We start from the raw sequence: 20,183 nt of genomic DNA on the forward strand, positions 1-20,183 counted from the left end.
GCAATCAACCCGTCACTTCCAGGCCCATGGCGCGGGCGGAGCCCTCGACCATGCGCATTGCGCCTTCGATATCGGCGGCGTTCAGGTCGCTCATCTTGGCTTCCGCGATCTTGCGGACCTGCTCGGAGGAGATCGAACCTGCGCTCGCCTTGCCCGGGGTCTTGGAACCCGACTTGATCTTCGCTTCCTTCTTCAGGAAGTAAGCGACCGGGGGCTGCTTCATGACGAAGGTAAAGGACTTGTCCTGGTAATAGGTTATGATTACCGGGATGGGCATGCCCTTTTCCATTTCCTGCGAGGCGGCATTGAACGCCTTGCAGAATTCCATGATGTTGATGCCGCGCTGACCAAGAGCGGGACCGATCGGCGGGGACGGATTTGCCGAACCTGCCGGGACCTGCAACTTGAGCTGGCCTGCAACTTTCTTAGCCATTACTCTGCCTTTCTCATCTCGGACCGGCTTGCCGGCCCATCATGCCGGCACCTGCCGGCGGCTGCGGTTGCGTGGTGCGGGATTGATGGACACCGGCTAAGCGCCCTGCCCTTCCACGCGAAATTGCCCCGTGGGACAAAAGCTCAAACTTTTTCGACCTGGGCGTATTCCAGTTCCACCGGCGTTGCGCGGCCGAAGATCGAGACCTCGACCTTCAGGCGGGCACGCTCCTCGTCGACATCCTGAACGACGCCGTTGAACGAGGCAAACGGACCGTCGGACACGCGGACATTCTCGCCGATCTCGAAGGATACGGTCGCCTTCGGCCGCTCGACGCCCTCCTGCACCTGGCCGAGAATGTGCTCGGCCTCGGAATCCGGGATCGGAACAGGCTTCTGGTCGCTGCCGAGAAAACCGGTTACCCGCGGCGTGTTCTTGATCAGATGGAAGACCTCGTCATTGAGGTCTGCCCGCACCAGAACATAGCCCGGGAAAAACTTGCGTTCCGAATCGACCTTGCGGCCGCGACGGACTTCGACGACCTTTTCGGTCGGAACGAGGATACGATCGAAGAAATGATCGAGGCCCTTCTGCTTGGCCTTCTCCTCGATTGCCTCGGCCACCTTCTTCTCGAAGTTGGAATAGGCATGAACAATATACCAGCGCATCGCCATAGTGCTTCTCCCCTTTTCCCGATCAGGCGCCGAGATTGAGGATGAAATTCATCGCCAGGCTCATCAGCTGATCAGCCGCGAAGAAGAAGAACGCTGCCACGACAACCATCACCATGACCATGAGAGTCGAGATCACAGTTTCGCGCCGGGAAGGCCAAACGACTTTGGCCGTCTCAGCGCGCACTTGCTGCAGAAACGTGAATGGATTGGTTTTCGATGCCATAAACTGCCCACACCTTTACGGCACGTAAAGCGGAAGTAACCAGCTCCACGCACCGCGAGTCTGTTTTGCATTACATATCATCGTTTTTCGCTCAGACAAGAGAAAAACGAAATTTTCTTGTATCACGTCCACGCGAGCCGCCGCGCACCGCGCTGGCAGAACCGTCAAACTGGCAGGGGCAGAGGGGCTCGAACCCCCGACCTGCGGTTTTGGAGACCGCCGCTCTACCAACTGAGCTATACCCCTTCATCAAATCGGGCCGCCAGCGTTTCCGCGCAGCCCCATCCGATCTGGCGCCCCATTTACGGGGATGAGGCGCGCTTGGCAAGAGTGTTTTTTGAAGAAAGCCGGGGAAGGAAAGAGGCAATGCTCCGCCTCCTGTTCAAATCATGAGGCCTGTCTGCTCCGTCATCCCGGCCCTGAGCCGGGATCTACGGTCGAACGAATGGCATATGCCGCGGTAAACGCGCACGCTGGACCGGTCAAACACACAAAACCAACCCTGTTCCAGCCACCACGGATGCCGGCTCGAGGCCGGCATGACGGAGGGGCGGTGCGAGCATCCTCCCGACTCAGGCCCGCAGCGCCTCATTCTCCGGATCGAACGGACTTTCCTCCACTACCGTGGCGTCGAAAAGTTCGCCGAGAATCCTGATCTTCAGCTTCGTGCCCGGCGCGGCATAGTCCGGCTTCAGCATGGCGAGCGCGATCGACCTGCCGATGCGCCAGCCGAAGCCGCCCTGGGTGGCGCGGCCGGCCAGATTGCCGTCGAGGTCGTAGATCGCCTCGGAGCCACGCGCATCGCAATCGGTGACGCCATCGACGACCAGCGTGGCGAAGACGGCGGAAAGCCCCTCCTCCTTCTTCGACAGCAGGGCTTCCTTGCCGATGAAATCCTTCTTCGGCTTGATGAAGCGATCGAGGCCCGATTCGTAGGCGGTATATTCGATGGTCATCTCCCGCTGCATGGCGCGGTAGGATTTTTCCAACGCCATCGACCCCATTGCGCGGATGCCGAAAGGCTTGATGTCGAATTCGGCGCCGGCTTCCATCAGCTTGTCAAAGATATAGGTCTGCATGGCGATCGGGTGGTGCAGTTCCCAGCCGAGCTCGCCGACGAAATTGACGCGCAGCGCATGACAGCTTGCCGCGCCGATCGAGATCGGCTGACCGGTGAGCCAGGGGAAGTCCGCGTTTTCCAGCGATGTCCGCGTCAGCTTCTTCAACAGGTCGCGTGATTTCGGTCCGGCAATCACCAGCACGCCCATTTCCATGGTCAGCGGCCGGAGCGTCACGGAACCGTCTGTCGGCGCGAGCTTCGTCAGAAGATCGTGGTCGTGGCTTTCAAGCCCCGCGCCGGAAACCAGATAGAAGCGGCCGGGCGCCCATTCATAGAGCGTGAACTCCGCCCTCACCCCGCCCTGGCTGCCGAGAAGATGGCAAAGCGCGATGCGGCCCTGCTTCTTCGGCACGGCATTGGCGAAGATCGAGTCAAGGAAGTCGCGCGCGCCGGGGCCGGAAACCTCCATCTTGGCAAAGGGCGTCATGTCGAGAATGCCGACCTTCTCATGCACATGCCTCACCTCGTTGCCGACATGCTCGAAATAATTCGAGCGGCGGAACGACCATTTTTCCACGATCCGGCCATCGTCCAGCGCCGGGGCGTAATTGTGATTGGTCAGCACATCGGCGCCGACGCCGAGTTCGCTCTCATCCAGCGCATAGCCTTCAGGCGCATACCAGTTGGCGCGCTCCCAGCCATAGACCGAGCCGAACACGCCGCCGAGCGCCTTCAACCGTTCATAGACCGGCGAGACCTTCAGCGGCCGGGCGGCCCCGCGCTCCTCGTCCGGATAATGCATGGTGAAGACATTGGCGTAGGCCTCCTCGTTCTTGGCGATGAGGTAGCCTTCCGTCGCGTAGGGCCCGAAGCGGCGCGGATCGACGCCGGCAAGGTCCACGGTCGGCTCGCCGTTGACGATCCATTCGGCAAGCTGCCAGCCTGCGCCGCCGGCAGCCGTGATGCCAAAGGAATGGCCCTCATTGAGCCAGAAATTCTTCAGACCCGGCGCGGGACCGACGATCGGGTTGCCGTCGGGCGTATAGGCGATCGCGCCGTTATAGACCGTCTTGATGCCGACCTCGGCAAAGGCCGGAACACGGGTAAAGGCCGTCTCGATATGCGGCATCAGCCGATCGAGTTCTTCCTGGAACAGCTCGTATTCGCTGTCGGCAGACGGCCCGTCGACATAACAGACCGGCGCGCCGACTTCATAAGGTCCCAGGATCAGCCCGCCCGCCTCCTCGCGCATGTACCAGGCGCTGTCGGACTCGCGGAGCACGCCCATTTCGGGCAAGCCCTGTTTCTTCCGCTCCAGGATCGCCGGATGCGGCTCGGTGACGATATACTGGTGCTCGACCGGGATGACCGGTACGTTGAGGCCGACCATTTCGCCGGTCTTTCGGGCAAAATTGCCGGTGCAGGAAATCACGTGGTCCGCGGTGAAACTTTCCTTGTCGGTTTCCACTTGCCAGGTGCCGTCAGGGTTCTGGCGGATCTCGATCACCGTCGTGTTGCGCATGATCCGTGCGCCGTTGTCGCGCGCGCCTTTCGCCAGCGCCTGGGTCAGGTCGGCGGGCTGGATATAGCCGTCGTCGGGATGCTGGATCGCGCCCAGAATGCCGTCGGTCTCGCAGAGCGGCCAGACCTCCTTCACCTGTTCCGGTGTCAGGAACCGGAAATCAACACCGATAGTCTCGGCAATGCCGGAATAATAGAGATACTCATCCATCCGGTCCTTGGTCATCGCCAGGCGAATATTGGAGACCTTCGAGAAGCCGACGTTGAGCCCCGTTTCTTCCTCGAGCGCCGAATAGAGATTGACCGAATATTTGTGCAGCTGGCCGACGGAATAGCTCATGTTGAACAGCGGCAGCAGGCCGGCCGCGTGCCAGGTCGAGCCGGAGGTCAGTTCCTTGCGCTCGATCAGGACCGCATCGTCCCAGCCTTTCTTCGCCAGATGGTAAAGCGTCGACACGCCGACGACGCCGCCGCCGATCACCAGTGCCCGAGTTTTCGTTGTCATCCGTTCCGCCTCTGAGGATAGCGCCAGTGCCCGCCTTCGGCGTGTCAGTCTGGTGACAAGGTTCCAACCCCTTGATGCGTCATGCTCGGGCTTGACCCCAACGGGGGAGGTTTGTCCGCAAACTGGCTCGCTTGTCGACGGGCCGTTCTTCAGCCGACTATGCAACGCGCACCGCGCCGCCAACAGCCCGTTTGCGACATGCAGTCTTGCGGGCGCGACGCGGCTCGATTTGCTTACCGCTCGCCGCCGTCATCATTGCCGGCGTCGGGATGGTCGAACATCGGCCGGGCCTCGTGCGCCGGCGCGACGGGTTCCGCCGGAGCGTTCTTCCGCGTGTGCTTGCGGATTGCATCCGCCAGCTCGTCGCGACGCTCCTTCTGCGGGATGATATGCAGGTCGCGCTGCGGATAGGGAATGGTAATGCCTTCCTCCTTGAAGCGCTCGAAGATCGCCACGCGGATGTCGTTGCGCACGGAAATGCCGTTGAACACGTCGGCGAGATAGACGCGAACCTCGAAATCAAGCGTCGACTCGCCAAACCCCATGAAGATCACCATCGGCTCCGGATTCTGGAGTACCAGCGGATGCGAGGTGCCGATGTCCATCAGGATATCCATCACCTTTCGCGGATCGCTGTCGTAGGAGACGCCGACGGCGACCTCGGAGCGGCCCATCTGGTTGTGGTGCATCCAGTTGCCGACGGAGGCGTTGATCAGTTCGGAATTCGGCACGATGATCGACTGGCGCTGGAAGGTCTCGATCTCTGTCGCGCGCACGGAAATGCGCTTGACGAAACCCTCCGTGGTCCCGGACACGATCCAGTCGCCGACCTTGAACGGCCGCTCGGCCAGTAGGATCAGGCCTGACACGAAATTGGAGACGATCGTCTGCAGGCCGAAGCCGATGCCGATGGACAGGGCGGAGGCGACCAGCGCCAGGCTGGAGAGATTGACGCCTGCCGCCGAGATCGCCAGGAGGCTCGCCAACACGATGCCGAGATAGCTTATCCCGGTCTTGACGGAATTGCGGACGCCGGCATCGGCGCGCGAACGCAACAGGACATTGTTGTCGAACCAGCCCTGGAACCACCGCGTCGCGAGAAAGCCGCCGACGAACAGCAGGACCCCGACCAGAATGCCGCCAAGTGAAATGGTGATCGAGCCGATGGTGACGGAGGTCAGGTTGTTTGCGGCCCACAGCCGCATCTGCTCGTAGCGCACGCCCCAGGACAGCAGCACCAGCGGAATGCCGATGAACAGCGTCAGCGCGTAGATGAACAGCCCGGCAAGCAGCGACAACTGGTCGGCGCGCACGGCCGACAGCTGGAACCGTTCGACGAAGCGCTTGCCGAAACTGGTGCGGGCGATGCTGCCGGCCTGCGATACCGCCTGGCCGACGAGCATGCCGATATACATGGTGATCAGCACCGCCCCCGTCAGCACCACCTGCTTGGCGGCGAAACGGGCAAGCGCCACGTAGCCGACCAGCGCGCAGAGCATGACGAACAGCCCGACCATGCGCGCGGAAAAGGCGATGGCAGAGGGGAACAGGATAGCGATCGTGCGCGTGCGCTTCTTCTCCGCCTCGACCGGCGGCCGCGGGCGGATGAAGGATACGGCCACGAGAATGGCGCCGATCAGGACGGAGGAAATCAGGCTGCGCAGCACATCGATCTGGACGCCGGCGTCCAGCGTCTCGTTCAGCACGCCGATCAGGATATCGCCCCAGTTGATCAGGGCCATTGCCGTGAAGGCAAGCATCAGGTTGCGCGAGGCGGCGTTGCCGATCGGCATCAGCCGCCATTGCGGCCGGCCCGGCGTCAGCACATTGCGCGACAGGAGGAACACGAAGAAGATGATCGCGCCTGAGATATAGGCCTGCAGGACGAAGCGCTCGACATCGGGCAGGAAAATGCCCATGCCGACAAACAGGACATAGGACACGGTGAGAAAGGCGAAGAGCGCCAGGCAGGGGATCATCGTCGTCCAGAAGGCGGCCAGCAACCGGATCACGTAGTCCGGCTCCTCCATCTGCAGGTCCAGCTTCGTGCGTTCGACAAACCGTGTGGAGAGCCGGTAGGCAAAGGCCGCGGCAAGGATCGAGAGCAGGTTGGCGATGATGAACTGGATGCGTTTCGACTGCCAGATGAAACTCAGCCAGCCGCCATAAGACGCCCTGAAAGCGTCAAACTGCTGATGCCAGAGCGTCCCGAAATCGGTCGAGAAAAGCTCCTGCAGATCGGTATGCTTGAACAAGGCGCGGGCGAATTGCTCGCGCCGGATCTCGGATACCCTGTCGGAGGTTTCCTCGGCCGAGGATCCAAGCTTGCTCAGCCTGTCGGCGAGTGCGTTGAGCTCGGAACGCTCGGCGAGGAGCGTGTTGCGCTCCTGCGTCGTCACGTCCGGCTCCGGGCTTTCGCCCGGCCCGGGCGCGCTGCCAAGCTCCGCCAGTTGAGCGCGGACATCGCCAAGCCGGGCCTGAATGGCGCCGTCGGTCTTTGAAAGCTCGCTTTGAAGCTGGTCGACCTGAACCTGCAGCCTGGCCAGCGCATCGTCGCTGCCGCCCTCGCCGCCGACCGCCTCGGAAATCGAGGACAGCGCATCGCCATAGGCATCGAGCGCCGTCGCGGTCTCGGAAATGAACGGATCCCGTGTCGTCGCCACCGCATCGTTCGGCTGCTGCCCCGTGCCGGAAGCGGAAGGCGGGGCGGGCGTTGCCTGCTGGGCATGGACGGGGGCGCCGGACAGGGCGCAAAGAAGTCCCGCCGCCAACACCGCAAGCCGGAAACCGCCCCTCGCCTTTTTCCGCCGCATCGGATCCCTTTCTTTCTCCAGAAACTCACAGACGCGCCTTGAACCGCCCAAGCGCGTCGTTTTGATGACGGCGGAAGTCTATTTCTGCCCCCAGCCGGTGCTTTCCCCGCCCGATAGATAGGCCAGTTCGGCGCGGGTCGAGCGCCGCTTCAGGATCGGATTGCGATGGGGAAAACGGCCGAACCGGGCAATCACCTCCCGGTGGCTTTCGGCATAGGACGAGAACTCCTCATTGCCGAGCGCGGCAAAGAGCGCTACCGAACGGTCCTGATCGGCAAGATTTTCGGAATGTTCGAAAGGCATGAAGAAAAACGCCCGACGGCTTTCGGCGACCTTTTCGTGGGCGCCGCTGGCGATCGCCAGCTTCGCTTCCCGGAGCGCCAGCATGTCGGTGGCAAAGGCCATGGGCGTTGCGCGGTAGATGTTGCGGGGAAACTGGTCGAGCACGATCACGGCCGCAAGCTGGGCCTCGGGCGTTGCCCGCCAGGCTCCGTCGACATCGCGCGCCAGCGCCCGGTGGGTGGCAAAGAAACGGTAGAGGATGGCGTTGTCGAGAGCCGCCACATCGTCGGGCTGGAACCAGTCTTTCGGCGTCAGTTCGTCAAACCAGAATGAAAGCACCTGATCGGGGCTGGCGACGGTTTCGATGAACTCACTCATGATTTTCCTTCCCGCGCACAATCGCGTGTGGCAGCGCATGGGAGCGCTTGCGTATGACTGGCGGGAACGATACATTTTCAGCCACATCCGCTCAAGCTAGTCATTTTAAGAGACACGAATGTCTGAAACTGGGCCAACGGGCTCGCGGCGCGGCGTCACCGTCGTCACATCCCTGATATTCGTCATCCTGCTCCTGATCGCAATCCGCTGGGCGGGCGGCTTCCTGAAACCCGTGGCGCTTGCGCTGTTCATCATCGCCGTCACCTGGCCGATCAAGAACGCATTGCAGAAGGTCATGCCGCCGCTTCTCGCGCTGGCGATCACCGTTGTCAGCACGATTGTCGTCTTCGTCATCTTCGCGACGCTTGTCATCTGGGGCTTTTCCCGCATGGCGACATCGTTCGTCGACGCCGCCTGGCAATTGCAGGTCGCCTATCAGGACGCCGTCGCATGGCTCGGGGAGAAGGGCTTCTCCGTTGCAAGCTCGCTCAACGACATCTTCAATGTCGGCCTGATCGCCCGCACCGTGCGGCAGGTGACGGGACAGGCGAGCACGACGCTCAGCTTCTGGCTGGTGGTGCTTGCCTATGTGGTTCTCGGCCTGACGGAGGTGGACAAGCTCCGCCAAAGGATCGCGGACCTCAACAAGCCGGAATTCGCCTCCGCCGCGATCCGCATCGCCGATGCGACGGCCAAGAAATTCGGTCGCTACATGCTGGTGCGCACCCAGATGAGCGCGATGACCGGCGTGCTGTTCTGGAGTTCGGCTACGCTGACGGGTCTTGATTTTCCAGTCGAGTGGGGCGTGATCGCCTTCGCGCTCAACTACATCCCCTTCATCGGCTCGGTGATCGCCACCGTCTTTCCCTCGCTTTACGGCGTCATCCAGTTCGAGCACTGGGAAACGGCGCTGGCGCTGTTCGTCTGCCTCAACCTGATCCAGTTCATCATCGGCAATTACGTGGAGCCGATGGTGTCGGGTTCAACGCTGTCGATCTCGCCCTTCGTCGTGGTGTTCTCGATCTTCTTCTGGACCTTCATGTGGGGCCTGTTCGGCACATTTCTCGGCGTGCCGATCACGATCGCGCTTCTGACGGTGTGCGAGAACATTCCCTCGCTCAAATGGGTGGCCGATATCCTCGGCGGAGGGCCGAGACGCCGTGCCGCGGCCACCGCGAAGACCTGATCACCACATGCTCTTGGCGGCGCGCTCCGGCCATTCCCGGTCATAGGCCTCAGCGTCGAAGGCCATCTCGCTTGCATCCTTCGTCATCTCGCCGGCGCTCGGCAGGGACTTGGGATCGACGAGACGCTCGGAACTCCACAATGCCGAACGGATCAGCGCGCGGGCGCACTGGAAATAGACTTCGGCGATCGTCACCACGATTACGCTACGGGGATGCCTGCCTTCCGTTTCAAAGCTTTCGAGAAGCGCCGGTTCGACGGCGACCACCGCCCGACCGTTGATCCGCAGCGTGTTGTTTGAGCCGGGCACCATGAACAGCAGGGCAACGCGCGGATCGCGCACGATATTGGCAAGCGAGTCGGTCCGGTTGTTGCCGCGCCAGTCAGGCAAAAGCACCGTCTTCTCATCCGCGATGCGGACCACCGCGCCATCATCGCCGCGCGGCGAGCAATCGAGTCCTTCCGGTCCCGCCGTCGCCAGCGCCAGGAAGGGCGATGCTTCGATCCAGCGCCTGTAGGCCGGCGTCAGCGCCGGCGCCACCTTGGCGCGTGCAGCCTGCCCGGGTTCTCCGTAGAGCGCCCGCAATTCCGCAACGGTCGTAACGGTCTTCATGTCGTCCTCTTTCGTCTAGCGCATCGTGCCTTGTGCGTCCGAATGGGCGCACAGCGCTCTAGCGCGGCCTTTCCGCCCTGTCGCGGGTCATGCCCTTTTTCGCAAGCTTGGCCTCGTAATCGGCAAACATCCGCGCGCCGTCCTCGCCGAGTTCCCTCAGATAGGTCCAGGTATAGATGCCGCTGTCATGCATGTCGTCAAAGCCGATGCGGATGGCGTAATTGCCGGCGGGCGCGACCGTCATGATCTCCACATTGCGCTTGCCGGGCACCGTCACCGCCTGTCCGGGGCCATGCCCCTTGACCTCGGCCGAGGGCGAGAGCACGCGCAGCATTTCGGCGGCAAGCGCAAAACGCGCGCCGTCCTCGAAGGAGACCGTCAGCGTCTTGCGGTCCCGCGAGACGCGGATTTCGGTGGGGGTCGCGGTCATGGTCCATCCCGGCGGTTCGACAAATCACGCGGCTGTGTTTCGCACTTCACTTGACGCTTGCCAAGGCCCGTTCCATGTTCCGGGCAAGGAGAAGTTCCGGTGAACCAGCATATCGTACACAAACAGCCCGTCGCGGACCGGCCGAGGCCGATGGTCGACCCCTTCGGCCGGCAGATCACATATTTGCGCGTTTCGGTGACGGATCGCTGCGATTTCCGCTGCACCTATTGCATGGCCGAAAACATGACATTTCTGCCCAAGCGCGACCTTCTGACGCTGGAGGAGTTGGAACGGCTCTGCAACGCCTTCATCGACAAGGGCGTGCGCAAACTGCGGCTGACCGGCGGCGAGCCGCTGATGCGTAAGAATGTGATGCAGCTGATCCGCAATCTTGGACAGCGCATCGATGAAGGCGCGCTTGATGAGCTGACGCTGACGACCAACGGCTCGCAGCTTGCGCGCTTTGCCGACGATCTCCATGCCGCCGGCGTGCGCCGCATCAATGTCTCGCTCGACACGCTCGACCCGCAGAAATTCCGCGAGATCACCCGCTGGGGCGATTTCCACAAGGTGATGGCCGGGCTGGAAGCCGCTCGCAAGGCAGGCCTCAAGGTCAAGCTCAACGCTGTTGCGCTTGCCGGCTTCAACGAGCACGAAATTCCGGAACTCCTTCGCTTTGCCCACGATAACGGCATGGATCTGACGCTGATCGAGGCCATGCCGCTCGGCGAGGTCGATACCGACCGCTCCGCCCAGTATCTGCCTCTGAGCAAGGTCCGTCGCGACCTTCAGGAAAGGTTCACCCTCACCGATATTCCTCTGACAACCGGCGGCCCCGCGCGCTTCGTCACGGTTGCCGAGACCGGCGGCAAGCTCGGCTTCATCACGCCGCTGTCGCATAATTTCTGCGCGGCCTGCAACCGCGTGCGGCTGACCTGCACCGGCATGCTCTATCTCTGTCTCGGCCATGACGACAATGCCGACTTCCGCAAGGTGCTGCGCGACAATCCGGATGATGACGCCATCCTGCATCGCGCGATCGACGCCGCCATCGCCAGGAAGCCGGAAGCGCATGATTTCGAACTCGATGAAACGCATTCGCGCGTCGCCGTCGCCCGTCACATGAGCATGACCGGCGGCTGATCCGTTCGCAAGGCGTGACACAGGTCACTTCCATGTCTCGTTGATCGTCTATATGAACGAGAGATACGATAACGAGACCAATGATGCGCACCTCCTCCAATGTCACCGGCGCCGCCTTCATGATCGCGGCGATGGCCGGCTTTTCACTGACCGACGCGACCGCGAAACTTCTGACCGAGGAAATCGGTCTCGGCCAGATCATGTTCGTCAGAGGGCTCATCCTCACCGCTTTCACGGTTTTGATCGCCTGGCGAAGCCGCGCGCTTTCTCGCCTGGGCGCGGTCTCCGACCGGCGCGTGATCGCGCGCAGCCTGTGCGAACTGGTTGCCGCCGTCGCCTTTCTCCAGGCGTTGAAGCAGATGCCGCTCGCCAATGCCGCCTCAATCATACAGTGCCTGCCGCTTGCGGTGACGCTGGGCGCGGCGCTTTTCATGAAGGAGCCGGTCGGCTGGCGGCGCTGGAGCGCCATCATCGTCGGCTTTGTCGGCGTAATGATCATCATCCAGCCCGGTCCGGACGGCTTCCAGCAGGGCGCGGGCTATGCCGTGGTCGCCATGCTCGCGGCCTCAGCCAGGGACCTTCTGACCAAGACGATCCGCTCCGACGTTCCGGCCATCATCATCACGCTGGCAACCGCGGTGCTGCTGACGATCGGCGGCGCCGTGCTCGGCACGATCGAGCAGGACTGGAGCATGATGAGCTGGCCGATCATGCTGAAGCTCGTGCTCGCCGCCCTCTTCCTCCTGTCCGGCTACCAGTTCGTCGTCTTTGCCGTGCGACTTGCCGATATTTCCTATATCGCGCCGTTCCGCTATGCCGGACTGCTGTGGGCGACGCTTCTGGGTATCCTCCTGTTCCGGACCTATCCGGACGTGAACGTGCTTGTCGGCGGCGCGATCGTCGTGTTGGCAGGGCTCTACTCCTTCTACCGCGAGCGCAAGAAGGGGCTTGAGCCGCTTGCCGAAACGGGTCAGCCGGTCGCCTCCGAAGGCGGCGGCCCGCTCGTCAGGGCGGAGGAAGACCTGCTGGAGGAGAGAAAATGACGCCGCTTCCCGCCGTCATCCTCGCCGGCGGCGCGTCGCGACGCATGGGCGCGGACAAGGCGATGCTGATGCTTGAGGGCGAGACGCTGCTGCGTCGCGCCCATCGCCGGATCGCACGCCAGGCCAGGCCGGTTCTCGTCAGCCGTCACGGCGATGACCTGTCCGCGCTGCCCGACGCCACCATTATCCGCGACGCCGCCAGCGCGCATGAGGGCCCGCTTGCCGGTATTCTCGCCGCCCTTGCCCACCTTCGCGCGCATGCGCCCTGGGCGACGCACATGGTCTCGATCGCCGTCGACACGCCCTTCTTCCCGGCCGATCTCGCTGGACGCCTGTCCGCCGCCGGGCCCTCGCCCGACACGATCGTGCTTGCCCGCTCGGCAGGCCGCATCCATCCGGTCTTCGCCCTCTGGCCGCTTGCGCTGCGCGACGCGCTTTCGAACTGGCTTGCCTCGGGCTCCAACCGGAGACTGATGGATTTCGTCTCGGACCACCCATGCCGCACCGTCGACTTCCCGCCGATTTCGACGGAGGACGGCGCGGTCGATCCGTTCTTCAACATCAACACGCCGGGTGATCTCGACGCCGCCCGCCGAATGGCAAAACGGGTCACCGACGCCTGAACGCTGTTGCGCCGCGCGCGATCCCGGCATAGAGCATGGCGGAAAGACAACGGGATGACCGTAATGGCGCGCAAGATCGACGAGGAAAAACTGGCAAAGGCCTATAACCGGGCGCTCTCGCTTGAAAAGGCGGGCAAGCTCGCCGAAGCGGCGGACGCCTACCGCGCGGTTCTGGCGATCGACCCGGACGACCATGGCGGCGCTGCCGTGCGTCTTGCCGCGATGGGCTTCGGCGAAGCGCCGAAAAAGGCGCCGGACGCCTATGTCGAGACGCTGTTCGATCAGCATGCCGAGGATTTCGAGGATATTCTCGTCGACCAGCTCGGCTATTGCGTGCCGATGATCATGCGCCAGCGCTTTCAGACGCTTGCGCTCGGACCGTTCGCGCGCATGCTCGACCTCGGCTGCGGCACAGGGCTTGGCGCCAGCGCGCTCGGCGATATGGCGGAAGATATCACCGGGCTCGACATTTCGGAGAAAATGGTCGAGATCGCCTACGAGAAGGAGCTCTACGACACCCTGTTTGTCGCGGAAGTCGAGGAGTTCCTGCATGACGACGGCGAAGAGAGATTCGACCTGATCATCGCCGCCGACGTGCTGCCCTATCTCGGCACGCTCGACGCGTTTTTCTCAGGCGCGGCGAAAAGCACGGCCGGCGGCGGCATCCTCGCCTTTTCCGCTGAAACCCTGCCGGATGACGTGTTCGCCGGGCGCGACTACATGGTCGCGCCGCATCACCGTTTCGCGCACAGCCTCGCCTATCTTTCCGCAAGCCTCGCAAAGGCCGGGTTCCGGACGGTCGAGGTGACAGACATCAACGTCCGTTTCGAGAACGGAAAGCCGACGCCGGGTTACCTGGTGATCGCCCGCTATTCCGACGTGTGAGAGCGACGCCCGGCGGAGAAAAAACGCCACGGCGTATACCAGCGCCAGTCAGGGTCCAGCGTCTCGGGCACGGGGTCGAAACCGTGGGTGCCGCCGGGCCCGCAGCGCCCCACGCGGAAGAGCGTGAGAAAGCCGCCCGCCCAGAGCCCGTGGCGGGCGATCGCCTCGTAACCATATTCCGAACAGGTCGGCAGGTGCCGGCAGGACTGGCCGATCAGGCTGGAGAATGTCAGTTGGTAGAAGCGGATGAAGGCCAGGCCGAACATGCGGCCGGGGGTCTTGCGGAACGGGCCGTGCCAGTTGCGTGAAGACGACTTTTTCCCGCCATGGCGCTCACACATCGCTTCGGACGGCCTCCTGCTTCTCCGACGCGGCGGCATCCAGTTCATCAAGCGCCTTCACCAGGGCCTCGAAGGTCAGCATCACCGAGGCGTGGCGGGCCGGATAGTCCCTGACTGGCAGCAGACAGCGCATTTCGGCAAACCGTCCGTCGGGGCCTTCGCCGCCCTGCTTCAGCATTTCGCGCATCGCGTCGCGCGCCGTGCGGATCTCGTCAGGCGTCGCGCCGATGACCGACGCGGCCATGATCGCCGAGGACGCCTGGCCGAGCGCGCAGGCCTTCACCTCATGGGAGAAATCGCTGACGGCCCCGTCCGCGAGCTTCACATAGACCGTCAGCCGCGAGCCGCACAGCCTGGAATGGGCCGAGGCGCTGGCATCGGCGGCGTCCAGAACCCCCAGCCGGGTGACATTGCCGGCATGGCCGAGGATGCGCGCGGAGTAGATATCGTCCATGGTCGCTTTCCGTAAGGCCCTGCCCGAAGAAGGCGGACCGCGATGACTTGCTACAGGAAAACATGGGCGTTCGGCAAGTCCGCGGCAAGGCCGGCGGATTGCAAAGCCGTCGCGCACGGTCTATCAACGCCGGCAGGAAAAGGCCCGGCAATGACAGGAAAAACCATGCCGCACTTCTCAAAACCGCCGCAGGACAAGGCCCTGCTCGACGAGGCGACCATTTTCACCCCGCGCTTCGATGACAAGGGGCTGATCACGGCGGTCGTCATCGACGTCCGCGACAATGCGGTGCTGATGCTCGCCCATATGAACGCCGAGGCGCTGTCGCTGACGCTCGAGACCGGCTTTGCCCATTATTACAGCCGGTCGCGCAATGCGATCTGGAAGAAGGGGGAAACCTCCGGCAACCTGCAGAAGGTGGAACAGGTCGTGACCGATTGCGATCAGGACGCGGTCCTGCTGAAGGTCTCCATGACCGGCCATGCCGCCGCCTGCCACACCGGCCGGCGATCCTGTTTCTATCGCGCCGTGACGATCGAAAACGGCGCCGCCGCCCTCGCTAGCATCGACGATGACCGCGCTTTCGATCCCGCAAAAGTCTACGGCAAGTAGATCTCAGCCGGCAATATAGGACTTGATGTGCTCGGCCTCCTGCTCGACCTCGCGGATGCGCGACTTGACCACGTCGCCGATCGAGATGATGCCGGCAAGCTTGCCATCGACTTCCACCGGGACATGGCGGAAATGCCGCTTGGTCATCACCTCCATCAGTTCGTTGACCGTGGTACCTTCGTCGCAACGGTAGACATTATCCGTCATCTCCTGGGAAACGGGCGCTGACAGCGCCCGCGCGCCGTGCTTGCCGACGCAGGCCGCAAGATCGCGCTCGGTGAAAATGCCGGCGATCCTGCCCTCGTCATCAACGATCACAACGGCGCCGATGCGGTTCTGGTGGAGAATGACCGCCACCTCGGAAATCGACGTCGGCGGCGGCGCGGTCACGACCGCCCTGCCCTTCTCGTCCAGTATCATTCTGACAGTGATCGCCATCAAAACCTCCTCGTTTTCGGCACCTTCTGCGCATCCCCCCTCCAGGGCGCTGCGCGGACAAATATGGTGCATGAGGATTTGGGCGATTGCAAGAAAAGCGTGCCGGCGGCTCCTTCCCCGATGCGCTAGAAAATCAGCGTGCGCGGCGTCTTCACGTCAAACAAGGGAAAGGCGAGGAAGCCGAACAGGAAACCGCCGACATGGGCCTGCCAGGCAATATCAGCCGCGCTGACGCCGACGAAGCTGACGCCGACGGCGACCAGCAGATTGCCGACGAGCCAGACCAGGACGAAGGCGCGCGCCGTCGGATCGGCGAAGACCGCGCCGATCGAAAGCCTGGGACCCAGATGCGCCTGCGGCAGGAACCGTCCGCCGGCAAAGACGAAGCGGCAGGCCGCGCCCATATAGGCCGACACCACGCCGGAAGCGCCGATCAGCACCGTCACGGCGCCCCAGTCCGTGAGCGCGAAGAAGAAGGCCGAGGCGGCGGCGCTTGTCACCCACAGGAGAAGAAACCGCAGCGGCCCGAGCCTCTTGGCGACCGGCGCGCCGAAGATCGCCAGCCAGATCGCGTTGAAGATGATATGGCTCCAGCCGCCGTGGAGAAGCGAATAGGTGAGCGGCGACCACAGCCAGGCGAGGTCCCGGGATCCGAGCGCGTGGACATAACGCGCCGGAATGAAGCCGAATTCCTGCCACACCATCATGTTGGTCGCGTAGCCGAGAACGAATTCCTGCAGCAGAAAGACCGCAAAAAGCACGCCAAGAGCCGCCAGCACGACCGGCGGAAGGTTGATCGGCGGCTCGCGCCTCTGGGGCCGGAAGGGGTCGCCGCCGGTTCTCGGTGTGCGCATGGATCTTGCTCCTGTTCGGCTTCTGATTATCCGATCGGAACATGTTTGAAAAGCGTCGCCAGGCATGGCAGAAGGCGAAGCGGAAAAGCGGCGGCGCACCGGGCACGAAGAACAGGAATAAACGATGCCCCCGCGGCAATTTAAACGAATATTAACCGCGATTTGATCAGATCGATCCACAGCCTAGCAATGGATGAACGCGACCGGTATCATGCCGGCACGGCTTCGCCAGGAAACATCAACCGCCAGATTTCGCAAGAGTTTTTCGAATGCAGAGACAGGCAAACCGCCGCTTCCGTTTGAGCCGGTTCCTCAATGCCGTGATGGTCCTCGCGGCACTCGCGACCCTCCTTACCGGCCTTCCCGTCAACGTGGCCCGCGCCGATTCCAACGACGCGGCGATCGTGATCGACGCCAACACCGGAAAGGTTCTCTACAGCGAGGCGCCGGATGCGCCGCGCTATCCGGCCTCGCTGACGAAGATGATGACGCTTTACATGGTGTTCGAAGCGCTCGACAACGGCCGGATAACGCTCAACACCAAAATACCGTTTTCAAAGAACGCGGCAGCGGAACCGCCGACCAAGCTCGGCATTCCCGCCGGCGGCAGCGTGACGGTCGAAACCGCGATCTACGCGCTCATCACCCGCTCGGCCAACGACGTCGCCACCGCCGTCGGCGAGTATCTCGGCGGTTCGGAGAGCAATTTCGCTGCAATGATGACCAACAAGGCGCATGCGCTCGGCATGACGCGCACGACCTATCGCAATGCGCACGGCCTGCCCAACAGCGCGCAAAAGACCACGGCCCGCGACCAGGCCCGTCTTGGCATCGCGCTGCGTCAGCATTTTCCGGAATATTACCACTATTTCGGCACGCGCAATTTCAAATACGGCAAGTACAATATCGGCAATCACAACCGCCTTCTCGGCCAGGTGAAGGGCGTTGACGGCATCAAGACCGGCTACACCAACGCCTCGGGCTACAATCTCGCCACCTCCGCCGTCTCCGGCAACCGCTCGATCGTGGCCATCGTCATGGGCGGCGCGACCGGGGCAAGCCGCAACCAGTGGGCGACGCGTCTGGTGACGACCTATCTGCCCAAGGCCTCCAACGGCCGCGGCGGCAATTTCGTCATCGCCCGCGCCGACGCCATGGTGTTCCCGGAAAAAGGCCCGATCCCCTATCCCCGCCCGGCGGCAGAGGGCGGCGTCGCGCTCGCCTATGCGGCAAACGACAATGCCGCGCCGACCGCTTCGGCTGGCCTGACCGGCGTCCAGGCCGAGCTCGTCTCCAACGTTCCGCTGCCGAGCGAGCGCCGCCCGGCCGACAATGACGAAGGGCTGAGCGTCGAGGATGTGCTGCAAACGGCCGACGATGTCGCCGATGCCGTCGGCGGTGCCATCATTCCCGCGGCCCAGGCCTCGGAAAGCGCCCCGGACACCTCGATCAAGACCGCCTCGATCAGCCAGCCGCGCGGCTGGGTCGTCCAGGTCGGCACAGCCGCGACCGCCGAAGGCGCCCGCGCGCTGCTGACCCGCACGCAGGGCAAGGCCGGCGGCGCGCTCGACAAATCGGAGCCCTTTGCCCTTGCCTACAACAATGGCGGCCAGGAGATCTACCGCGCCCGCTTCGGCGGCTTCCCCGACCAGGAAGAGGCGGTCAAGGCCTGCCGCGCGCTGAAGCGCAACGGCGTCAGCTGCTGGGCAAGCCTGCAGTAACGCGCAAGAAGAAAGAGCGCGCCGCGGCGCGGCGAAAAGAATGACTGAATAAAACGCCGGTCCGCATCGCGGGCCGGCGTTTTATTCGTAAAGGGTTTTGAAAGATTTCTCCGATAGCCTCATCGGTAAGGTTTCGGAAAGCAAGAAACGCAAAGCTTTCGGCGCCATGGAAAAGCCCATTATCTGTCCTGCGTAGCGATGGGGATCGAAGTGAACAGGAAACAGCGTTCCGGCATGATGTCAGGCAATACTGAACCCGCAACCGCCCGCCGCAGCGGTTTCAACCCGCTCCACGAGGCCGCCCAGAAACTGGCGGAATATGCCCGTTTCCAGGGCCGCTACAAGGCAAGGGAACTCGTCGGGCTTCTGACCAGCCAGGGCGAGCGCGCCGCGCGCGCCGTCCAGCCCGCGGCCCGCATTCATCTCTATATCCGCGCCGATCGTGACGGGCGCGCTCCGGTCAACCTCAGACTGCGCTGAGGGATGCGGGGCCCGCATGAAAAAAGGCGCCGCGCGGCGCCTTTTGTCGTTTCCGGCAGGCCTTGCGAGCCTCACATCCTGACGGCGGAGATCTGGATTTCGACGCGCCGGTTCTGCGCCCGGCCTTCCGGCGTGGCGTTGGAGGCGATCGGGTTGGACGGACCGAAGCCGACGGCGGAAATGCGGTTGGCGCCAACGCCCGACTGAACCAGATAATTGCCGACGCTGTTGGCGCGCTCCTGCGACAGCCTCTGGTTATATTCGACTGAACCGGTGGAATCCGTGTAGCCGTTCACATTGACGGCGGTGCGGTCATATTTGCGCAGCACCGTCGAAACGGCATTCAGCGTCGAATAGAAGTTCGGCAGGATCGTGTATTCATCCGTCGGGAAGGTAACGTTGCCCGGCATGATCAGCGTCAGCATGTCGCCGTTGCGGACGACGGAAACGCCGGTGCCGGCCAGGGCCTGACGGAATTCCCGCTCCTGGCTGTCCATATAGGCGCCGATGCCGCCGCCGGCGATCGCGCCGATCGCGCCGCCGATCGCGGCGCCCTTGGCGTCACCGCCAACGGCAAGGCCCGCCAGCGCGCCGAGCGCGCCGCCGGCGAGCGCGCCGGTTCCGGTATTGTTGTTGACGGTCTGCCCCGAATAGGGGTCCGTGGTCGTGCAGCCGGCAAGAAACGCAACGCTTACCGCAGCAATGGTCATTTTCTTCAGCATGATGTCCCTCGAATAAGAAAAGCCTTAATCAATCTCAAGCCGCCTCATTGCGGCATTGATATGGCGGAGCCGCCGCGCCGAAACGGCAATGACCCGAAGACATTGCTCAGGGCCATTGCCTTCATCCCTTGAACAAAAATGCTCAGTTGGTCGCAGCCGCCACCGCATCGGCAGCCGGCGGCGGCGCGATGCGGATCTCCACGCGGCGGTTCTGGGCGCGGCCGTCGGCCGTGTCGTTGGAGGCAACCGGATCAGCCTTGCCGTAGCCCACCGGCATGATGCGCTGCGGGCTGACGCCGCGCTGGATCAGCGCGCCGGCAACGGCATTGGCGCGCTGCTGCGATAGCTTGAGGTTATAGGCGTCCGAACCGGTCGAATCGGTATAGCCATTCACGTCGATATCGGTGGCGTTATACTTCTGCAGGAGACCGGTAACGACGGCGAGAGAAGGACCGAAGGACGGCACGATCTCGGCGCTGTCGGTGGCAAAGGTGATGCTCGAATCGAAGACCACCGCGATATATTTCGGCGTGCGCACGATGGTGACGCCGGAGCCGGCGAGCTGCTCGCGCATCTCGGCCTCCTGGCGGTCCATATAGGCCGCCGGGTCGCTGACGGAGATATTGGTGACCGATACTTCCTCGGGCGCCTGGTTCACGCTGTTCTGGGTATTTGCCGCGCAGCCGGCAAGCAGCGCCGACGCGAAAATGGCCGTGATGAACTTGGCTTTCATGTTTCCCCCTTCAGGAC

General features: G+C 63.0%; 22 protein-coding genes and 1 tRNA gene. 8 read left to right on the forward strand and 15 right to left on the reverse strand.

Annotated features, from left to right (window positions below; translation table 11 throughout):
* Window positions 1–4 precede the first annotated feature (4 nt).
* The 7 genes from rplK to JET14_RS14785 all read right to left on the reverse strand — a co-directional run bounded on the left by rplK (window position 5) and on the right by JET14_RS14785 (window position 7,889).
* On the reverse strand, window positions 5–433 hold the full coding sequence (gene rplK, locus JET14_RS14755) for a 50S ribosomal protein L11 (RefSeq protein ID WP_138748006.1): 429 nt from the start codon (window positions 431–433) through the stop codon (window positions 5–7).
* A gap of 143 nt (window positions 434–576) precedes the next feature.
* Entirely contained in the window at window positions 577–1,107 is a 531-nt protein-coding gene (nusG, locus tag JET14_RS14760) for a transcription termination/antitermination protein NusG (protein WP_024707355.1), read from the reverse strand.
* A 22-nt stretch (window positions 1,108–1,129) separates the two neighbouring features.
* The gene (gene secE, locus JET14_RS14765) at window positions 1,130–1,330 is read right to left on the reverse strand and encodes a preprotein translocase subunit SecE (RefSeq protein ID WP_183488605.1); all 201 of its coding nucleotides are present in this window, start codon (window positions 1,328–1,330) and stop codon (window positions 1,130–1,132) included.
* Between the two features lie 170 nt (window positions 1,331–1,500).
* Window positions 1,501–1,576 (reverse strand) — tRNA-Trp (locus JET14_RS14770).
* Window positions 1,577–1,902: 326 nt separating this feature from the next.
* A complete protein-coding gene (locus JET14_RS14775; protein ID WP_200334508.1) occupies window positions 1,903–4,416 on the reverse strand; it encodes a GcvT family protein in 2,514 nt (837 codons plus the stop codon).
* Between the two features lie 233 nt (window positions 4,417–4,649).
* Window positions 4,650–7,229, reverse strand: coding sequence for a mechanosensitive ion channel domain-containing protein (locus JET14_RS14780; RefSeq protein WP_200334510.1), 2,580 nt, complete (start codon window positions 7,227–7,229; stop codon window positions 4,650–4,652).
* Between the two features lie 78 nt (window positions 7,230–7,307).
* Window positions 7,308–7,889 carry a DUF924 family protein gene (locus JET14_RS14785; RefSeq protein WP_024707352.1) on the reverse strand — a complete coding sequence of 194 codons (582 nt, stop codon included), beginning with the start codon at window positions 7,887–7,889 and terminating at the stop codon, window positions 7,308–7,310.
* Window positions 7,890–8,007: 118 nt separating this feature from the next.
* Between JET14_RS14785 and JET14_RS14790 the strand changes: the two genes are divergently transcribed.
* A complete protein-coding gene (locus tag JET14_RS14790; protein ID WP_024707351.1) occupies window positions 8,008–9,075 on the forward strand; it encodes an AI-2E family transporter in 1,068 nt (355 codons plus the stop codon).
* Here JET14_RS14790 and JET14_RS14795 read toward each other — a convergent pair whose 3' ends face one another.
* Entirely contained in the window at window positions 9,076–9,687 is a 612-nt protein-coding gene (locus JET14_RS14795; RefSeq protein ID WP_200334512.1) for a pyridoxamine 5'-phosphate oxidase family protein, read from the reverse strand.
* Between the two features lie 58 nt (window positions 9,688–9,745).
* Window positions 9,746–10,117 carry a gamma-butyrobetaine hydroxylase-like domain-containing protein gene (locus JET14_RS14800; protein ID WP_200334513.1) on the reverse strand — a complete coding sequence of 124 codons (372 nt, stop codon included), beginning with the start codon at window positions 10,115–10,117 and terminating at the stop codon, window positions 9,746–9,748.
* A 150-nt stretch (window positions 10,118–10,267) separates the two neighbouring features.
* On the opposite strand from JET14_RS14800, the gene moaA reads away from it, so the two are divergent.
* From moaA to JET14_RS14820, 4 genes are all read left to right on the forward strand, one after another.
* Complete coding sequence (gene moaA, locus JET14_RS14805; protein ID WP_200338114.1) at window positions 10,268–11,260, forward strand: GTP 3',8-cyclase MoaA; 993 nt, start codon at window positions 10,268–10,270, stop codon at window positions 11,258–11,260.
* Window positions 11,261–11,343: 83 nt separating this feature from the next.
* On the forward strand, window positions 11,344–12,303 hold the full coding sequence (locus JET14_RS14810; RefSeq protein WP_246750326.1) for a DMT family transporter: 960 nt from the start codon (window positions 11,344–11,346) through the stop codon (window positions 12,301–12,303).
* Complete coding sequence (mobA, locus tag JET14_RS14815) at window positions 12,300–12,926, forward strand: molybdenum cofactor guanylyltransferase MobA (RefSeq protein ID WP_200334515.1); 627 nt, start codon at window positions 12,300–12,302, stop codon at window positions 12,924–12,926. Before JET14_RS14810 ends, mobA begins: the two co-directional genes overlap by 4 nt.
* Before the next feature lie 63 nt (window positions 12,927–12,989).
* On the forward strand, window positions 12,990–13,811 hold the full coding sequence (locus JET14_RS14820) for a methyltransferase domain-containing protein (RefSeq protein ID WP_200334516.1): 822 nt from the start codon (window positions 12,990–12,992) through the stop codon (window positions 13,809–13,811).
* Here JET14_RS14820 and yidD read toward each other — a convergent pair.
* Window positions 13,796–14,152, reverse strand: a complete 357-nt coding sequence (gene yidD / locus JET14_RS14825; protein WP_200334517.1) for a membrane protein insertion efficiency factor YidD — start codon at window positions 14,150–14,152, stop codon at window positions 13,796–13,798. The two genes, JET14_RS14820 and yidD, sit on opposite strands and share 16 nt — an antisense overlap.
* Window positions 14,145–14,606, reverse strand: coding sequence for an iron-sulfur cluster assembly scaffold protein (locus tag JET14_RS14830; protein WP_200334518.1), 462 nt, complete (start codon window positions 14,604–14,606; stop codon window positions 14,145–14,147). Before JET14_RS14830 ends, yidD begins: the two co-directional genes overlap by 8 nt.
* A gap of 165 nt (window positions 14,607–14,771) precedes the next feature.
* Between JET14_RS14830 and hisI the strand changes: the two genes are divergently transcribed.
* The gene (gene hisI / locus JET14_RS14835; protein WP_200338115.1) at window positions 14,772–15,218 is read left to right on the forward strand and encodes a phosphoribosyl-AMP cyclohydrolase; all 447 of its coding nucleotides are present in this window, start codon (window positions 14,772–14,774) and stop codon (window positions 15,216–15,218) included.
* 3 nt (window positions 15,219–15,221) lie between these two features.
* Here the strand turns inward: hisI and JET14_RS14840 are convergent, their stop codons facing one another.
* Together JET14_RS14840 and JET14_RS14845 are read right to left on the reverse strand one after the other, a co-directional pair.
* On the reverse strand, window positions 15,222–15,656 hold the full coding sequence (locus JET14_RS14840) for a CBS domain-containing protein (protein WP_024709251.1): 435 nt from the start codon (window positions 15,654–15,656) through the stop codon (window positions 15,222–15,224).
* A gap of 125 nt (window positions 15,657–15,781) precedes the next feature.
* Window positions 15,782–16,510: a rhomboid family intramembrane serine protease gene (locus JET14_RS14845; RefSeq protein ID WP_200334519.1), complete on the reverse strand. Its 729-nt coding sequence runs from the start codon at window positions 16,508–16,510 to the stop codon at window positions 15,782–15,784.
* Between the two features lie 269 nt (window positions 16,511–16,779).
* Here JET14_RS14845 and JET14_RS14850 point away from each other — a divergent pair, with 269 nt between their 5' ends.
* Together JET14_RS14850 and JET14_RS14855 are read left to right on the forward strand one after the other, a co-directional pair.
* Complete coding sequence (locus JET14_RS14850; RefSeq protein ID WP_200334520.1) at window positions 16,780–18,231, forward strand: D-alanyl-D-alanine carboxypeptidase; 1,452 nt, start codon at window positions 16,780–16,782, stop codon at window positions 18,229–18,231.
* 210 nt (window positions 18,232–18,441) lie between these two features.
* The gene (locus tag JET14_RS14855) at window positions 18,442–18,711 is read left to right on the forward strand and encodes a hypothetical protein (protein WP_244435593.1); all 270 of its coding nucleotides are present in this window, start codon (window positions 18,442–18,444) and stop codon (window positions 18,709–18,711) included.
* Between the two features lie 71 nt (window positions 18,712–18,782).
* On the opposite strand, the gene JET14_RS14860 is transcribed toward JET14_RS14855, so the two are convergent.
* Window positions 18,783–19,433, reverse strand: a complete 651-nt coding sequence (locus JET14_RS14860) for an OmpA family protein (RefSeq protein ID WP_024709247.1) — start codon at window positions 19,431–19,433, stop codon at window positions 18,783–18,785.
* Between the two features lie 142 nt (window positions 19,434–19,575).
* Entirely contained in the window at window positions 19,576–20,166 is a 591-nt protein-coding gene (locus JET14_RS14865; protein ID WP_200334522.1) for an OmpA family protein, read from the reverse strand.
* Between the last annotated feature and the right edge of the window lie 17 nt (window positions 20,167–20,183).

Source organism: Martelella lutilitoris (assembly GCF_016598595.1).
Taxonomy (GTDB): Bacteria; Pseudomonadota; Alphaproteobacteria; order Rhizobiales; family Rhizobiaceae; genus Martelella; species Martelella lutilitoris_A.

What these genes read in the sequence shown, in the direction of transcription:
- nusG (WP_024707355.1), bottom strand. Translation starts at nt 1,107, where the DNA reads ATGGCGATGCGCTGGTATATTGTTCATGCCTATTCCAACTTCGAGAAG.
- JET14_RS14795 (WP_200334512.1), bottom strand. Translation starts at nt 9,687, where the DNA reads ATGAAGACCGTTACGACCGTTGCGGAATTGCGGGCGCTCTACGGAGAA.
- JET14_RS14775 (WP_200334508.1), bottom strand. Translation starts at nt 4,416, where the DNA reads ATGACAACGAAAACTCGGGCACTGGTGATCGGCGGCGGCGTCGTCGGC.
- JET14_RS14850 (WP_200334520.1), top strand. Translation starts at nt 16,780, where the DNA reads ATGCAGAGACAGGCAAACCGCCGCTTCCGTTTGAGCCGGTTCCTCAAT.
- JET14_RS14840 (WP_024709251.1), bottom strand. Translation starts at nt 15,656, where the DNA reads ATGGCGATCACTGTCAGAATGATACTGGACGAGAAGGGCAGGGCGGTC.
- JET14_RS14785 (WP_024707352.1), bottom strand. Translation starts at nt 7,889, where the DNA reads ATGAGTGAGTTCATCGAAACCGTCGCCAGCCCCGATCAGGTGCTTTCA.
- JET14_RS14865 (WP_200334522.1), bottom strand. Translation starts at nt 20,166, where the DNA reads ATGAAAGCCAAGTTCATCACGGCCATTTTCGCGTCGGCGCTGCTTGCC.
- rplK (WP_138748006.1), bottom strand. Translation starts at nt 433, where the DNA reads ATGGCTAAGAAAGTTGCAGGCCAGCTCAAGTTGCAGGTCCCGGCAGGT.
- secE (WP_183488605.1), bottom strand. Translation starts at nt 1,330, where the DNA reads ATGGCATCGAAAACCAATCCATTCACGTTTCTGCAGCAAGTGCGCGCT.
- JET14_RS14830 (WP_200334518.1), bottom strand. Translation starts at nt 14,606, where the DNA reads ATGGACGATATCTACTCCGCGCGCATCCTCGGCCATGCCGGCAATGTC.
- JET14_RS14860 (WP_024709247.1), bottom strand. Translation starts at nt 19,433, where the DNA reads ATGCTGAAGAAAATGACCATTGCTGCGGTAAGCGTTGCGTTTCTTGCC.
- JET14_RS14845 (WP_200334519.1), bottom strand. Translation starts at nt 16,510, where the DNA reads ATGCGCACACCGAGAACCGGCGGCGACCCCTTCCGGCCCCAGAGGCGC.
- JET14_RS14780 (WP_200334510.1), bottom strand. Translation starts at nt 7,229, where the DNA reads ATGCGGCGGAAAAAGGCGAGGGGCGGTTTCCGGCTTGCGGTGTTGGCG.
- JET14_RS14820 (WP_200334516.1), top strand. Translation starts at nt 12,990, where the DNA reads ATGGCGCGCAAGATCGACGAGGAAAAACTGGCAAAGGCCTATAACCGG.
- mobA (WP_200334515.1), top strand. Translation starts at nt 12,300, where the DNA reads ATGACGCCGCTTCCCGCCGTCATCCTCGCCGGCGGCGCGTCGCGACGC.
- JET14_RS14810 (WP_246750326.1), top strand. Translation starts at nt 11,344, where the DNA reads ATGCGCACCTCCTCCAATGTCACCGGCGCCGCCTTCATGATCGCGGCG.
- yidD (WP_200334517.1), bottom strand. Translation starts at nt 14,152, where the DNA reads ATGTGTGAGCGCCATGGCGGGAAAAAGTCGTCTTCACGCAACTGGCAC.
- JET14_RS14800 (WP_200334513.1), bottom strand. Translation starts at nt 10,117, where the DNA reads ATGACCGCGACCCCCACCGAAATCCGCGTCTCGCGGGACCGCAAGACG.
- moaA (WP_200338114.1), top strand. Translation starts at nt 10,268, where the DNA reads ATGGTCGACCCCTTCGGCCGGCAGATCACATATTTGCGCGTTTCGGTG.
- JET14_RS14790 (WP_024707351.1), top strand. Translation starts at nt 8,008, where the DNA reads ATGTCTGAAACTGGGCCAACGGGCTCGCGGCGCGGCGTCACCGTCGTC.
- hisI (WP_200338115.1), top strand. Translation starts at nt 14,772, where the DNA reads ATGCCGCACTTCTCAAAACCGCCGCAGGACAAGGCCCTGCTCGACGAG.